This is a genomic window from Shinella zoogloeoides, assembly GCF_022682305.1.
GTDB lineage: Bacteria > Pseudomonadota > Alphaproteobacteria > Rhizobiales > Rhizobiaceae > Shinella > Shinella zoogloeoides_B.
Genome location: NZ_CP093528.1, coordinates 3,064,220 through 3,078,105, shown reverse-complemented (window position 1 = coordinate 3,078,105; position 13,886 = coordinate 3,064,220). Strand labels below are relative to the sequence as shown.

General features: G+C 65.4%; 14 protein-coding genes. 5 read left to right on the top strand and 9 right to left on the bottom strand.

Going from position 1 to position 13,886, the window contains the following annotated elements:
- The first annotated feature begins 29 nt into the window (after positions 1-29).
- Positions 30-1,196: a dihydrodipicolinate synthase family protein gene (locus MOE34_RS15385; protein ID WP_242218229.1), complete on the top strand. Its 1,167-nt coding sequence runs from the start codon at positions 30-32 to the stop codon at positions 1,194-1,196.
- A gap of 90 nt (positions 1,197-1,286) precedes the next feature.
- Complete coding sequence (gene ung / locus MOE34_RS15380) at positions 1,287-1,982, top strand: uracil-DNA glycosylase (RefSeq protein ID WP_242218227.1); 696 nt, start codon at positions 1,287-1,289, stop codon at positions 1,980-1,982.
- Positions 1,983-2,097: 115 nt separating this feature from the next.
- On the opposite strand, the gene MOE34_RS15375 is transcribed toward ung, so the two are convergent.
- The 6 genes from MOE34_RS15375 to MOE34_RS15350 all read right to left on the bottom strand — a co-directional run bounded on the left by MOE34_RS15375 (position 2,098) and on the right by MOE34_RS15350 (position 7,874).
- Entirely contained in the window at positions 2,098-3,048 is a 951-nt protein-coding gene (locus tag MOE34_RS15375; protein WP_242218225.1) for a nucleoside hydrolase, read from the bottom strand.
- Between the two features lie 31 nt (positions 3,049-3,079).
- Entirely contained in the window at positions 3,080-4,315 is a 1,236-nt protein-coding gene (locus tag MOE34_RS15370) for an NAD(P)/FAD-dependent oxidoreductase (RefSeq protein ID WP_242218223.1), read from the bottom strand.
- A gap of 103 nt (positions 4,316-4,418) precedes the next feature.
- Entirely contained in the window at positions 4,419-5,261 is an 843-nt protein-coding gene (locus tag MOE34_RS15365; RefSeq protein WP_242218222.1) for a metal ABC transporter permease, read from the bottom strand.
- A complete protein-coding gene (locus MOE34_RS15360) occupies positions 5,258-6,130 on the bottom strand; it encodes a metal ABC transporter permease (protein ID WP_277955653.1) in 873 nt (290 codons plus the stop codon). The genes MOE34_RS15365 and MOE34_RS15360 overlap by 4 nt, the downstream gene beginning before the upstream one ends.
- Positions 6,127-6,987 (bottom strand): manganese/iron ABC transporter ATP-binding protein, encoded by an 861-nt coding sequence (locus MOE34_RS15355; RefSeq protein ID WP_431522390.1) that lies wholly within the window; start codon positions 6,985-6,987, stop codon positions 6,127-6,129. Before MOE34_RS15355 ends, MOE34_RS15360 begins: the two co-directional genes overlap by 4 nt.
- Entirely contained in the window at positions 6,984-7,874 is an 891-nt protein-coding gene (locus tag MOE34_RS15350) for a metal ABC transporter substrate-binding protein (protein ID WP_242218221.1), read from the bottom strand. The genes MOE34_RS15355 and MOE34_RS15350 overlap by 4 nt, the downstream gene beginning before the upstream one ends.
- 211 nt (positions 7,875-8,085) lie before the next feature.
- On the opposite strand from MOE34_RS15350, the gene MOE34_RS15345 reads away from it, so the two are divergent.
- The 3 genes from MOE34_RS15345 to MOE34_RS15335 all read left to right on the top strand — a co-directional run bounded on the left by MOE34_RS15345 (position 8,086) and on the right by MOE34_RS15335 (position 11,552).
- Positions 8,086-8,790 (top strand): hypothetical protein, encoded by a 705-nt coding sequence (locus tag MOE34_RS15345; protein ID WP_242218219.1) that lies wholly within the window; start codon positions 8,086-8,088, stop codon positions 8,788-8,790.
- Positions 8,791-8,929: 139 nt separating this feature from the next.
- Entirely contained in the window at positions 8,930-11,044 is a 2,115-nt protein-coding gene (glyS, locus tag MOE34_RS15340) for a glycine--tRNA ligase subunit beta (RefSeq protein ID WP_242218217.1), read from the top strand.
- 13 nt (positions 11,045-11,057) lie between these two features.
- Positions 11,058-11,552, top strand: coding sequence for a DUF523 domain-containing protein (locus tag MOE34_RS15335; protein ID WP_242218216.1), 495 nt, complete (start codon positions 11,058-11,060; stop codon positions 11,550-11,552).
- 100 nt (positions 11,553-11,652) lie between these two features.
- Here MOE34_RS15335 and MOE34_RS15330 read toward each other — a convergent pair whose 3' ends face one another.
- The 3 genes from MOE34_RS15330 to MOE34_RS15320 form a co-directional block, all read right to left on the bottom strand.
- Positions 11,653-12,111, bottom strand: coding sequence for a plant virulence effector HPE1-like domain-containing protein (locus MOE34_RS15330; RefSeq protein ID WP_242218214.1), 459 nt, complete (start codon positions 12,109-12,111; stop codon positions 11,653-11,655).
- A gap of 92 nt (positions 12,112-12,203) precedes the next feature.
- Positions 12,204-13,475 (bottom strand): phosphoribosylamine--glycine ligase, encoded by a 1,272-nt coding sequence (gene purD, locus MOE34_RS15325; RefSeq protein WP_242218212.1) that lies wholly within the window; start codon positions 13,473-13,475, stop codon positions 12,204-12,206.
- Between the two features lie 87 nt (positions 13,476-13,562).
- A complete protein-coding gene (locus MOE34_RS15320) occupies positions 13,563-13,802 on the bottom strand; it encodes a hypothetical protein (RefSeq protein WP_242218210.1) in 240 nt (79 codons plus the stop codon).
- Positions 13,803-13,886: the final 84 nt, after the last annotated feature.

The following is a 13,886-nucleotide window of genomic DNA, read 5'->3' as shown; positions in this document are numbered from 1 at the left end:
TTGCCCTTCTAAACTCTCGGGAGGACGCCATGCCGATCAGCCTTTCCCTGCCGCGCGCCGATGGTGGCGTCGAAGCCTATACGCTTGTGGGCGCGCCGACGGAGCGCCCCGCCGCTGTCCCGCGTTTCAACCGCATCGCCTATGCCGCCGCCCATGTGGTTTCCGATCCGCGCCGCGACACGCGGCCTTGGGAGGCGCCGGCGGTGGACTGGGAGCGCACGATGGCCTTCCGGCATCATCTCTGGTCGCTCGGCTTCCGCATTGCCGAGGCGATGGATACGGCCCAGCGCGGCATGGGCCTCGACTGGGCCGGCGCGCAGGAGTTGATCCGCCGGTCGCTTGCCGAGGCGAAGACGGTGCCGGGCGCCGACCTTGCCTGCGGTGCGGGCACGGACCACCTCAACCCTATCGACGCCCGTTCGCTGGACGATGTTGTGAGGGCCTACGAGGAGCAGGTCGGTTTCGTGGAAAAGCACGGCGGCCGGGCGATCATGATGGCGAGCCGCGCGCTGGCCCGCATCGCGCAATCGCCCGACGATTACCGCAAGGTCTACGGCCGCATTCTCGGCCAGGCGAAAGACAAGGTCGTGCTGCACTGGCTCGGCGACATGTTCGATCCGCAGCTCAAGGGCTATTGGGGGTCGGAGGCCTTCGAGCCGGCGCTCGATGCGGTGCTGTCGATCATCGCGGAGAACCGCGACAAGGTGGAAGGCATCAAGATCTCGCTGCTCGACAACGCTTATGAGGTGGCGCTGCGCAACCGCCTGCCGGAGGGCGTACTCTGCTTCACCGGTGACGATTTCAACTATGCCGAATTGATCGAGGGTGACGGGCGCAGGTACAGCCACGCGCTGCTCGGCATCTTCGATGCGGTCGCGCCTCAGGCCTCGAAGGCGCTGGCGTCTCTGGCGGCTGGCGATGTCGCCACCTTCCGCGCCGTCATCGAGCCGACCGTGCCGCTCTCACGCAAGATTTTCGAGGCGCCGACGCAATATTACAAGGCGGGCGTCGTCTTCCTGGCTTGGCTGAACGGCCATCAGGATCATTTCACAATGCCGGCCGGCATGCAGTCGGCGCGCGGTGTCACGCACTATGCCGATGTCTTCCGCCTTGCCGACCGGGCGAATGTGCTCGACAGGCCAGATCTTGCAGCCGCGCGTATGAAAAGCCTCATGACGGTGCTCGGCGTCGCCTGAGATTAGCTGTGGATGACCGGCCGCGCGGCCGGTCCTTGCCGTCATCCGGCGCTAGACTGCGGCTTTCGACATTGAGGACGGGAGCGGACGATGGCGGCGAGCGACGTAAAGATCGGCGAGAGCTGGAAGGCTCCGCTGGCGGCGGAATTCTCCAGCCCCTACATGGCCGAGTTGAAGGCTTTCCTGATGGAGCAGAGGCAGGAGGGACGGCGCATCTTCCCGAAGGGCGCGGAATATTTCCGCGCGCTCGACCTGACGCCGCTCGACGAGGTGCGCGTCGTCATCCTCGGGCAGGATCCCTATCATGGCGAGGGGCAGGCGCATGGACTGTGCTTTTCCGTGCAGCCGGGCGTGCGCACCCCGCCCTCGCTCGTCAACATCTACAAGGAAATGCAGTCGGACCTCGGCATTGCACCGGCTCGTCATGGCTTTCTCGAACATTGGGCGAAACAGGGCGTGCTGCTGCTCAACAGCGTGCTGACGGTGGAGATGGGCCGCGCGGCCTCCCATCAGGGCCGAGGCTGGGAGCGCTTCACGGATGCCGTCATCCGCGCCGTCAACGAGCAGGAAAAGCCCGTCGTCTTCATCCTCTGGGGTTCCTACGCGCAGAAGAAGGCGGCCTTCGTCGACAAGAGCCGTCATCTCGTGCTGCGTTCGCCGCATCCCTCGCCGCTCTCGGCGCATAACGGCTTCTTCGGCACGCGGCCGTTCTCCAAGGCGAACGAATTCCTCGAAAAGCATGGCCGCACGCCGATCGACTGGCAATTGCCGGCGACAGGGGGCTGACGCGGAGGAACGGCCCCTCATCCCCCTGCCGGGGCCTTCTCCCCGCAAACGGGGAGAAGGGATGTTGCACCGGTGTCATAAAGGCAGGTGAGGGTGAGGGGCGGTTACGCCCGCTTCAGCGCACCAGCGTCTCGTCCAGCAGCGCCATCACCTTTGCCGCATCGATGCCGATGCAGGCGTGCTGGCTCGGCAGGCCGTCCCAGTTGCCGGGCGGGAAGCTGCGGGCGTCGGGTTTCTGGATGGTCTGGCCGTCGGCGATGCCGCCGGCGACGACGCGGATCGCGCCGGGGCGCGTTTCGAAGAGTTCCGGCGCGACGAGGTAGATGCAGGCGCAGCTGTCGTGCACCACCATGCCCTCGTCCTTAACGTGCTGGCCGTAGAAATCGATATAGAACTGCGAAATGTCGGAGAGTAGCTTGAGGTGCTTGCCGTTCTTCGCGGTCAGTTCCGCAAGGCGCTTGCGTGTCATCACGGTCTTCATCGTCACGTCGAGGCCGACGACGATCACCTTCCAGGCCGCGCCCATCACCACGTCGGCGGCTTCCGGATCGCCGTGGATATTGGCTTCGGCGGCGGGCGTGATGTTGCCCGGCACGTCGAAGGCGCCGCCCATGATGATGACCTCTCTGACGAGGCCGGCGATCTCCGGGTCTTCCTTCAGCGCATAGGCAAGGTTCGACATGCGCCCGACGGCGATCAGCGTCACCTCGCCGGGATTGGCCCTGACGGTCTCGATGATGAAGCGGTGCGCCGGGCGCGGATCGACGGGCAGGTCGATCGTTTCCGGCACATCGATATTGCCGAGGCCGTCATGGCCGTGGATCATCACCGGCCAGTCGACGGGGTTGCGCATCGGATTGTAGGTCTTGCCCTCGCCGCGGGCGACCGGCGCGCCGATGCCCCATTCGCGCTTGAGGAACAGCGCGTTGCGCGTCGTGGTCTCGATGGCGGCATTGCCGAAGACGGTGGTGATGCCGATGAGGTCGATTTCGGGATGATTGTGCAGGAAGAGAAGCGCCATGGCGTCGTCGACGCCGGGATCCGTATCGAAAATGACCTTGTGCACGGTGGGATTCTTTCTGTGTCGTTTGGGGCGTTTACTGGAAGCGGGCGATGGAGAAGGGAGCGAGCGCGGCGTCGCTCTCGCCGGAAATGAGACGCGCGACATGGCGGCCGGTCGTCGCTGAGAGCGTCAGGCCGACATGGCCGTGGCCGAAGGCAAAGGCGACGCGCGGGTCGCGGGGATGCAGGCTGATGACGGGAAGCGAATCCGGCGTCGAGGGACGCCGTCCCATCCATTCCGTGCCACCTTCTTCCTGGAGATCGGGCACGTAGCGACGCATCTTCTTTCGCATGGCGGCGGCGCGTTTGTAGTTGGCGGGCGCGTCCGGCGAGGCAAGCTCCACCGCGCCGCCGATGCGCAGGGCATTCTCGAAGGGGGTCGCGACGAAGCCGTGCTCGGAGAAGAAGACCGGCATTTCCAGTGTGGTCGACGGGTTCGTGAAGGTCGTGTTGTAACCGCGCTCGGTTTCCAGCAGCACCTTCAGACCGAGATCGGCGACGAAGCGGCGTGACCAGACGCCGGCTGCGATGACCAGCCTGTCGAAGGTGAACTCCCGGCCGCCCTCGGTGCGCACGACGACACCGTCCTGCGCCTGCGCCACCGAGGAGACGGTGGCGTCGAGAAGCGTCGCGCGTTCGCGCAGCGCAGCCTGCAGCCGGCGCAGGAAGGTCAGCGGATAGTCGAAGGTCTTGTGGCCGTCGTTGAAGATTGCGCCGGCGAAAGCGCCCTGTAACGCGGGTACGCGGCGGCGGGCTTCCTCCACGTCCAGTTTTTCGACATTGCAGCCGATCAGCCTGGCATTCTCGGTCTCGTGGGCGAAGATCCTGTCGCGGGCCGCGACGCTGTCGAACACCGTCATTGCACCGGTATCGCGGATGTGGCCGGAAATGCCGGCGAAAGCGCCGAGGCGGATATGGTCGGCCTCGGCCGTCTTCATCAGCGTCAGCAGCGCGGCGCGGCCTGCCGCCGCCGTTGCGGGGCGGGCCGAGAGCAGGAAGCGGATGAGCCAGGGCGTCAGCGCCGGCAGGTCCTGCCAGCGCAGCGTCAGCGGTCCCAGCGGATCGAGCAGCCATTTCGGCACGGAGAGCAGCATGTCCGCCCGCGCGAGCGGATCGATTTCGGGCACCGCGAGGATGCCCGCATTGCCGACCGAGGCCGGCAGGCCGCCCGCATCCCGCTCGAGGACGGTGACGCTGTGGCCCTGTTCCATGAGATTGAGCGCTGTGGCGCAGCCCATGAGGCCGCCGCCGACGATACCGATATGCGCCATGCCGTCCCGTCGTGTTTGTCGTTTTTCCGACCGAAGCAGGCCGGCCGTTCGCGGCGGACGATAGACGGAAACCGGACCTGTGTCGACCGAACGGCGGCCGCGTTCACACCTCTGGCGCGGGGCGGCGGTTTTCCAGCATGCGCCGGAGGAAGGCGAAGACGAAGAGCGCGGACATGAGGAGCACGATGGTCGGCGCAGGTGCGCTGTCGATGATGAAGCTCAGCCAGATGCCGAAGAAGGATGCGCCGACGGCGACGGCGACCGCAACCATCAGCATGCTCGGAAAACGCCGCGTGAGAAGGGCGGCAATCGCGCCGGGCGCGACCAGCATGGCGACGGCTAGGATGATGCCGACCGCCTTCAGCGCGCCGACCACGACGAGCGAGAGCACGGCCAGCAGCCCGTAATGCAGCAGCCGTACCGGCAGGCCGATGGCCGAGGCGTGCTGCCGGTCGAAGGCCTGCACCAGCAGGTCCTTGCGGAAGAGGAGGATGAAGGCGGTCGCGGCGCTGGCGATGGCTGCGGTTTCCACGAGGTCGGGAATTGCGATGCCGAGCATGTCTCCGAAGAGGATATGGTCGAGATGGATATCCGGCTGGATTTTCACATAGAGCACGAGGCCGAGCGCGAACATGCCGGAAAAGACGATGCCGAGGATCGTGTCCTCCTTCACCCGGCTGTTGTCCTTGAGATAGCCGGCGGCAAGCGCGCAGAAGAGGCCGGCGACGAAAGCGCCCGCCGCAAAGGGCAGGCCGGCGACATAGGCGATGACGACGCCGGGAAGGACGGCATGCGAGACCGCATCGCCCATCAGCGACCAGCCTTTCAGCACGAGATAGCAGGAGAGCAGCGCCATGGGCACGGCGATCATCAGCGTCACCAGGAAGGCGTTCTGCATGAAGGCGAGCTGGAAGGGCAGGAGCGCGAGTTCGAGCGTCTCGTTCATGGCTGGATGCTCCCCGTGTTTTCAAGCGCCAGCCGGCTCCTGCGGCGAGCAGCGATGAGGCCGTGCTTCGGGGCGAAGAGGAAGGCGAGAAGGAAGAGCGCCGTCTGGAGCACCACGATGATGCCGCCGGTCGCCCCGTCGAGGAAATAGGAAAGGTAGGCGCCGGTGATACTGGTGCCCGCGCCGAGCGCAGCGGCGATGACGATGAGGCGCTGGAAGCGGTCGGTCAGGAGATAGGCCGTCGCGCCCGGCGTCACCACCATGGCGACGACGAGGAAAGCGCCAACCGTCTGCATGGCCGCGACCGTCGAGGCGCTGAGCAGCGTGAAGAACAGGATTTTCAGGCCTGTCGGGTTAAGGCCGATGGAACGGGCGTGGTTCTCGTCGAAGAAGGCCACCATCAGGTCCTTCCACTTGAACAGGAGGACGACGAGCGTCACCGCGCCGATGATCGCGAGCTGGAGCGTATCCTCCGGCGTGACGGCGAGGATATTGCCGAGCACGATGGTCTGGATGTTCACCGGCGTCGGCGAGAGCGAGACCATGAAGAGGCCGAGGCCGAAGAAGGAGGAGAAGATCATGCCAATGATCGCATCCTCCTTGAGCTGCGTCTGGCGATTGAGGAAGAGCATCGCGGCGGCGGCGAGCCCGCCGGAAAGGAAGGCGCCGGCCGCAAACGGCAGGCCCAGCATATAGGCCCCGGCGACGCCCGGCACGATGGAATGCGAGAGCGCGTCGCCGATCAGCGACCAGCCCTTGAGCATGAGATAGGCCGAAAGGAAGCCGCAGATGCAGCCGACCAGCGCGCTCACCCACATGGCGTTGACCATGTAGCCGTAGCCGAAGGGTTCCAGCAGCGTGTCGATCACCGCTTTTCCTCCTCGCCATAGATGACAAAGGGGCGCTCGTCGTCGGTGATGACCTTGACGGTGCGCCTGTCCTCGTCGTCGTGCAGGTCCTGGCCGCCGAGGATGAAATGGCGCAGCACGCCGCCGAAGGCGCGCTCCAGATTGGCCTCCGTGAACGTCTCGGCCGTCGGACCGGAGGCGATGACGGTGCCCTTGACGAAGACCGTGCGGTCGCAGAAGTCGGGCACGCTGCCGAGATTGTGGGTGGAGACGAGCATGACGCGGCCCTCGTCGCGCAGCTTGCCGAGCAGGTCGACGATCTGCTCCTCGGTGGTCACGTCGACACCGGTGAAGGGCTCGTCGAGCAGGATCACCTGCCCCTCCTGCGCCAGCGCCCGGGCGAGGAAGACGCGCTTGCGCTGCCCGCCCGAAAGCTCGCCGATCTGGCGCTTGCGATAGGCGGTCATGTTGACGCGCGACAGCGCCTCCTCGACCATCTCGTGGTCGCGCTTCGTCGGAATGCGCAGCCAGTTCATATGGCCGTAGCGGCCCATCATCACCACGTCCTCGACGAGCACGGGGAAGGTCCAGTCGACTTCCTCGGCCTGCGGCACATAGGCGACGAGGTTTCTCTTCAGCGCCTCGCGCACGGAAAGGCCGAGGATCGTCACCTCGCCGGCGGCGACGGGCACGAAGCCCATGATCGCCTTGAAGAGCGTCGACTTGCCTGCACCGTTGACGCCGACCAGCGCAGTGATCGTGCCCTTCGGCACGGAGAAGCTGGCATGGGTGAGCGCCGTGTGGCCGTTGCGATAGGTGACGGTCACGTCCTCGGCGACGATGCCGTCCACCGTCTTCGGTTTGCCGCCCATCATCATTGCGAGAGACCCTTCACGATGGTTTCCGAGGTCACGCGCAGGAGGTCCAGATAGGTCGGCACGGGGCCGTCCGCCTCGCTCAGCGAGTCGACATAGAGAATGCCGCCAAAGGCCGCGCCCGTTTCGGCGGCGACCTGCTTGGCGGGATCGGCGGAAACGGTGCTTTCGCTGAAGACGACATGGATATTGTGCTCGCGCACGGCGTCGATCACCGCCTTCACTTGCTTGGGCGTGCCCTGCTGGTCGGCATTGATCGGCCAGAGGAAGAGTTCCTTCAGGCCGAAATCGCGGGTGAGATAGCTGAAGGCGCCCTCGCTAGTGACGAGCCAGCGCTTTTCTTCCGGCAATGCGCCGATCTTTGCCTTCATCTCCTCGCCCAGCGCCTTGATCTTCTCGCTATAGGCCTTGGCATTGGCGTCGTAGGTCGCGGCATTGGCCGGATCGAGCGCGCCGAGCGCCTTGCGGATGTTCTCGACATAAACAAGCGCATTGTCCGGCGACATCCAGGCATGCGGGTTCGGCTTGCCCTGGTAGGGACCTTCCACGATGCTCATCGGCTCGATGCCGTCGCTGACGGTGACGTTCGGCACTTCGCCGAGATTGGCGAGGAATTTCTGGAACCAGAGTTCGAGGTTGAGGCCGTTCCAGAGGACAAGCCTGGCGTCCTGCGCCTTCAGGATATCGCGCGGCGTCGGCTGGTAGTTGTGAATCTCCGCACCCGGCTTGGTGATGGATTCCACTATCGCCGCGTCGCCCGCCACATTCGCCGCGATGTCCGCGATGATGGTGAAGGTCGTCACCACCTTCGGCTTTTCCTGTGCGAAGGCGGGCGCGGCGGTAAGAAGCGGGAGGCTGAGAAGGAGGGCATTGAATGAGCGGCGGAGCATGGGGTGTCCTGAGCTGCTTTTGCGAATGAGTTGCAATAAACTATAGAGCGGTTTCCGATCCTGTCAACGCGATTGCAAATCATTCGCAAGAATGCCTCGAAAATCGCATGCCGCCGTTTAAAACTTCAGAAACGCCCTCGCTGTAGGGTGGGTGCAGTTCGCGCGCTCTCGGCGCGTTCGTGTTCTGCGTTCAAAGAGAAGTTCGCCGCCCGTGAAGTTCCTTCCGACCTCGTTCCGCCTGTCCCGGAAGCTGCTGATCATCCTTGCCGGCGTTACCGTGCTTACGGGCGCGTCGGGCGCGGCCGCGATCTTCGTCGGACGCGACGTGCTGCTCGGCCCGCCGGCCGACGAAGTCTCGGGCGTCGCCTGCACCATCGTCTCTACCGTCCGTGTCGATCGCGACGGCCAGCAATGGCTGCGCAGATATGTGCGTTCCGATGCCAGGGATGGCGACGTGCGTATCAAGACGGCGCTGCGCGTCGCCGGTGCCGTGTCCAACAGCGAGGAGGCCGATCTTTATCAGGTCATCCTGCTCGATGCCGCAGGTCCTACCTACCGTGCGGACATGCGCGGACGCGCCATCGGCGCCGAAGTGCTCTTCACGCGAGATCCCTCGGCCATTCCCGGCATGACTGCGCCCTTCGTCGCCCGCTATACGGACGGCACGCCCGCCGCCAATGGCGAGTTCTATGGCGAGCGCAAGGAACTGTCCCTCGACGAGATCAAGACCATCGTCACCGCGATGCAGGAGCGGGAGGATTGCGTCGATCCGAACGCCGTCGCGGAAGCGGGCGAGGGCGGCGGCCATGGCGAGGCGAAGAAGGAAGCGGCCGGGCACGAGACCCCGGCCGAAGGAGAGCACGCGAGCGCTGAAGCCGCCGAAGGCTCTCACGAAGTCGCCGCCAACGGGCACTGACGGCGTTTCCATCGGCCGCACGGCATATTTGCCGTTGTACAGCACGGCCCAACTTTGCTAGCAGAAGCACACGATTTCCACCCCGTAACGGCACGGCGTGCCGCCCCTTTCCGTATGGAAAGGGTGAGGAAGACCTGACATGCCCGATCTCCTGCTTGAACTCCGCTCCGAGGAAATTCCCGCCCGCATGCAGCGCAAGGCGGCCGGCGACCTGAAGAAGCTCGTCACCGACGCGCTCGTCGATGCCGGCCTCACCTATGAAGGCGCGCGCGAATATTGGACGCCGCGTCGCCTGACGCTCGACATCCGCGGGCTTAATGCCCGCTCGAGCGATGTACGCGAGGAGATCAAGGGGCCGGCGACCTCCGCGCCCGAACAGGCGATCCAGGGCTTCCTGCGCAAGGCCGGCCTTGCCTCTATTTCCGAGGCCCATGTCCATTCGGATCCGAAGAAGGGCGATTTCTACGTCGCCCATATCGTCAAGTCGGGCCGCGCGGCGGACGAGATCATCGCCGAGGCGATGCCCGGCATCATCCGCAATTTCCCCTGGCCGAAGTCTATGCGCTCGGGCGCCGCCTCCGCCAGGCCCGGCGCGATGCGCTGGGTGCGCCCGCTGCAATCCATCGTCTGCACCTTCGGCTCGGAGACGGATGAAACGCGCGTCGTACCCTTCGAGGTCGACGGCCTTGTCGCCGGCAATGTCACCTATGGCCACCGCTTCCATGCGCCCGACGCCATTACCGTGCGCCGCTTCGAGGACTATGTCGCCAATCTGGAAAAGGCGAAGGTCGTGCTCGATGCCGAGCGCCGCAAGCAGATCATCGCCACCGACGCCAACAACCTCGCCTTCGCGAGCGGCCTCGAACTGGTCGAGGACGAGGGACTGCTGGAAGAGGTCTGCGGCCTCGTCGAGTGGCCGCAGGTTCTGATGGGCACGTTCGACGAGGAATTCCTGGCGATCCCCTCGGAGATCATCCGCCTCACCATCAAGACCAACCAGAAATGCTTCGTCACCCGCAAGCCGGGCGCCGAGACGCTCTCCAACCACTTCATCCTCATCTCGAATATCGAGGCGAAGGATGGCGGCAAGGAGATTGTGCATGGCAACGGCAAGGTGGTGCGCGCGCGTCTTTCGGACGCCAAGCATTTCTGGCTGCGCGACCAGCACGACCTGCCCGACCTCGACACGCTGAAGGCCTCGGCCGAGAAGTTCGGTCTCGACCTGAAGAAGCCGCTCGACCAGCGCATGGCGAAGCTCGATGCGCTCAACGTCACGTTCCATGCCAAGCTCGGCACGCAGGGCGAGCGCGTCATGCGCATCCGCAAGCTCGCTGCCGAACTCGTGAAAGTCACCGGCGCCGATGCCGCTCTCGTCGACCGCGCCGTGGTGCTCGCCAAGGCGGACCTGCGCACGGAAGCCGTCGGCGAATTCCCGGAACTGCAGGGCATCATGGGCCGCAAATATGCGCTTCTGCAGGGCGAGGACGCCGCCGTCGCCGAGGCCATCGAAGACCATTACAAGCCGCAGGGTCCGTCCGACCGCGTGCCCTCGGGCAAGGTGGGCCTCACCGTGGCGCTCGCCGACAAGCTCGACACGCTGATCGGCTTCTGGGCCATCGACGAGAAGCCGACCGGCTCGAAGGACCCCTACGCCCTGCGCCGCGCCGCGCTCGGCGTCATCCGCATGCTTTTGGAAAAGAACATCCGCCTGCCGCTGCTTTCCGTCGCGAAGGACCCGGATCTGCTTGCCTTCTTCCATGATCGCCTGAAGGTCTATCTGCGCGACATGGGCGCGCGCCACGACCTCATTGATGCCGTGCTGACGCCGGAGGCCGACGACCTCCTGATGGTGGCCCGCCGCGTCGAGGCGCTGACGGCCTTCATCACCTCGGAGGACGGCCTGAACCTTCTCGCCGGCACCAAGCGCGCGACGCAGCTACTTGCCGCCGAGGAGAAGAAGGGCACCGTTGTCGGGGACGCCGTCTCGGCCGGCCTCCTGAAGCTGGACGCCGAGAAGGCGCTTCATGCGGCTGTCGCGACTGCCTCGAAGAATGCCGCCGCAGCCGTGGCGAAGGAGGACTTCCGTTTCGCGATGGAAGCCCTCTCCACGCTCCGCGCCCCGGTCGACCAGTTCTTCAACGATGTTCTCGTCAATGACGAGGACCCGGCCATCCGCGCCAATCGCCTCGCTTTGCTCTCCGCCATTCGTGCGGCGACCGGCACGGTTGCGGATTTCTCCAAGATCACTGGATAGGATACGGGCGCTGATGACCGGCAAGATCCTCATCAGCGCCTGCCTCGCCGGTCTTCCGGTCCGTTATGACGGGGCGGCGAAGCCGCTTGCCCATGCGGCCGTCGAGCGCTGGAGGGCGCAGGGGCGGCTGGTGACGCTTTGTCCTGAGCTGGCCGGCGGATTCCAGGTGCCGCGACCGCCGGCGGAAATCGAGAATGGAATGAACGGCGACGACGTGCTCGATGGGCGAGCGCGGGTGCTGGAGATTTCCGGCGGGGATGTGTCGACCGCCTATGTCGACGGCGCGCGTATCGCGCTGGATGTGGCGCAACAGAACGGCTGCCGCCATGCGCTGCTCATCGATGGCAGCCCGTCCTGCGGCTCCGGCTTCGTCTATGACGGCACGTTTTCGGGCATCCGGCATGCGGGGCAGGGTGTCACGGCGGCGCTTCTGCGGCGCAGCGGCATCGCCGTCTATTCCGACCGGGAGATCGATCGGCTCGTCGCGGATATCGGCGAGGATGGCTGATACGCTTGCGCCCCTGCTTGAGGTCAGGGGCGCAGACGTCCGCTTTCGCGGATTCCTTCAGTCTGGAGGGACCGAGAGGCAGGGTCCAAAGAGTATGGGCCTAATTGAGCCGAAGTTCAAATTTCGACGGATCAAACTCCTGTGAGGTCGCCATGGAGGCGGTCGCGGCCTGCCCTGCTGCGCCGGAATCGAGTGCGCCCGTCTGCGCATTGGTGTCTACGGTGTTCGCGTCGGCCGGCTTTTGGGCTTCCGCCGCCTCGACCGTTTCGGCTGGAGCCTTGTTGACGAAGAGCACGGGCGAGCCGCCCATCCAGGCTTCCGTGCGGAAGATCTTGCGCTCGCCGTTCACCTCGCGGATCTCCACCTTCTGCGTACCGGGCGCGATGGCGTCGACATGGTAGGTGCTTGCCTTGAATTTGGGCTTGAGCGGTGGACAGGTCGGGCAGCTGATCGTCTTGATACTGCCGGCGGTGGCCGTTCCGGCGGCAGGCTCGATGGACCCGGCGAAGGCGGGGGCGGCAAGAAGCGCGAAGGCAAAGGTCGGCAGCAGGATGCGCATCGAAGATTCTCCCTCATGGTTGCAGGGAGAATAGCGCCCGTCGGTTACGGTCTGGTCAGGGGAAATGGTAAAATTTGAATTACCGGCCGCGCCTATGCGTTTTCGCGGGCGACGGCGCGCCAGCCGATATCGCGTCGGCAGAAGCCGTTTTCCCATTCCACGCGGTCAAGCATCTCATAGGCGGCCTTCTGAGCCTTGCCCACGGTCGGCGCGACGGCGGTGACGTTCAAAACACGCCCGCCGGTCGCCACCAGCTTGCCGTCCTTTAGGGCCGTGCCGGCATGGAACACCTTGCTTGCTGCGCCGTCGGCCGGCAGCGAGAGGATCGGCGTCGCCTTCTCATAGGCGCCCGGATAGCCCTTCGAGGCCATGACGACGGTGAGCGCCGGGGCATCGCGCCATTCGGCGGAAACCTTGTCGAGCCGGCCGATGGCGGCGGCATGCAGGATCGGCAGCAGGTCGCTTTCGAGGCGCATCATCAGTACCTGGCATTCCGGGTCGCCGAAACGCACATTGTATTCGATGAGTTCGGGGCCTTTCGCGGTGATCATCAGCCCGGCGAAGAGCACGCCCTGGAAGGGATGGCCATCGGCGGCCATGCCGCGGATCGTCGGCTCGATAATCTCCTTCATCGTGCGCTCGACCATGGCGGGCGTCATCACCGGGGCGGGCGAGTAAGCGCCCATGCCTCCGGTATTGGGACCGGTATCGCCGTCGCCGACGCGCTTGTGATCCTGCGCGGAGGCGAGCGGTAGCGCGTGCACGCCGTCGCACAGGCAGAAGAAGCTGGCCTCCTCGCCGTCGAGGAAAGCCTCCACGACCACTTCCGCACCGGCTGCGCCGAAGGCGCCATCGAAGCAGTCGTCCACGGCGGCGAGCGCCTCAGGAAGCGTCATGGCGACGGTCACGCCCTTGCCGGCGGCAAGCCCGTCCGCCTTGATGACGATAGGCGCGCCCTCGGCCTCGATATAGGCTTTTGCGGCGGCGGCGTCGGTAAAGCGCTTATAGGCTCCGGTCGGGATGGCGTATTTGGCGCAGAGGTCCTTGGTGAAACCCTTGGAGCCTTCGAGCTGGGCGGCGGCGGAGGAGGGGCCGAAGACGTCGATGCCGTCCGCCCGCAGCGCATCGGCGATACCGGCGACGAGCGGCGCTTCCGGGCCGACGACGACGAAGCTCACACCGTTCTCCTTGCAGAAGGCGCAAACGGCGGCGTGGTCGTCGATATCGAGGGCGACCAGGGTCGCGCATTCGGCGATGCCGGGATTTCCGGGCGCAGCATAGAGCGTGGTGAGAAGAGGGGACTGCGCCAGCTTCCAGGCAAGGGCGTGCTCGCGCCCGCCCGACCCGATCAACAGAACCTTCATGCCCGCATCCTCGATCCGTCCTTCGATGCTGGCGGGTTAAGGGGACAGGGGCGAAAGGTCAAGGCCCGGGGCATCGCCTGCGGGATGTCAGAGCGTCGCCGCGCCCTTTTCCTCGACGGTGCGGCCGAGATTTTCAAGCTCCACGTCGATCAGGTGCACGTCCTCGAACCAGCCGTCGTCCTCCACCATGGCGCTTTCGGTGGCGGCGCGCTGGAGGGCGCGGGCTTCGTTGCGCAACCTTTCGAGCCTTGCGATCTTCTCCTTGCGGGAGAGGCCGGTATCGTCGCGGATCGCCTGAAGCTTCAGTTCCATCGTGCTGACGGTCATCGGGAAACTCCTTCTTCTGTTGATGGGGGGCCTGTTCGCGGAAAACGCCGGCGGGGCCGAATCGTTCCGTGCGCCGCGGGCCGG

Coding starts and splice junctions, on each gene's coding strand:
- MOE34_RS15385 (WP_242218229.1), top strand. CDS start 30: ATGCCGATCAGCCTTTCCCTGCCGCGCGCCGATGGTGGCGTCGAAGCC.
- ung (WP_242218227.1), top strand. CDS start 1,287: ATGGCGGCGAGCGACGTAAAGATCGGCGAGAGCTGGAAGGCTCCGCTG.
- MOE34_RS15370 (WP_242218223.1), bottom strand. CDS start 4,315: ATGGCGCATATCGGTATCGTCGGCGGCGGCCTCATGGGCTGCGCCACA.
- MOE34_RS15365 (WP_242218222.1), bottom strand. CDS start 5,261: ATGAACGAGACGCTCGAACTCGCGCTCCTGCCCTTCCAGCTCGCCTTC.
- MOE34_RS15355 (WP_431522390.1), bottom strand. CDS start 6,987: ATGATGATGGGCGGCAAACCGAAGACGGTGGACGGCATCGTCGCCGAG.
- MOE34_RS15350 (WP_242218221.1), bottom strand. CDS start 7,874: ATGCTCCGCCGCTCATTCAATGCCCTCCTTCTCAGCCTCCCGCTTCTT.
- glyS (WP_242218217.1), top strand. CDS start 8,930: ATGCCCGATCTCCTGCTTGAACTCCGCTCCGAGGAAATTCCCGCCCGC.
- MOE34_RS15335 (WP_242218216.1), top strand. CDS start 11,058: ATGACCGGCAAGATCCTCATCAGCGCCTGCCTCGCCGGTCTTCCGGTC.
- MOE34_RS15330 (WP_242218214.1), bottom strand. CDS start 12,111: ATGCGCATCCTGCTGCCGACCTTTGCCTTCGCGCTTCTTGCCGCCCCC.
- purD (WP_242218212.1), bottom strand. CDS start 13,475: ATGAAGGTTCTGTTGATCGGGTCGGGCGGGCGCGAGCACGCCCTTGCC.
- MOE34_RS15320 (WP_242218210.1), bottom strand. CDS start 13,802: ATGACCGTCAGCACGATGGAACTGAAGCTTCAGGCGATCCGCGACGAT.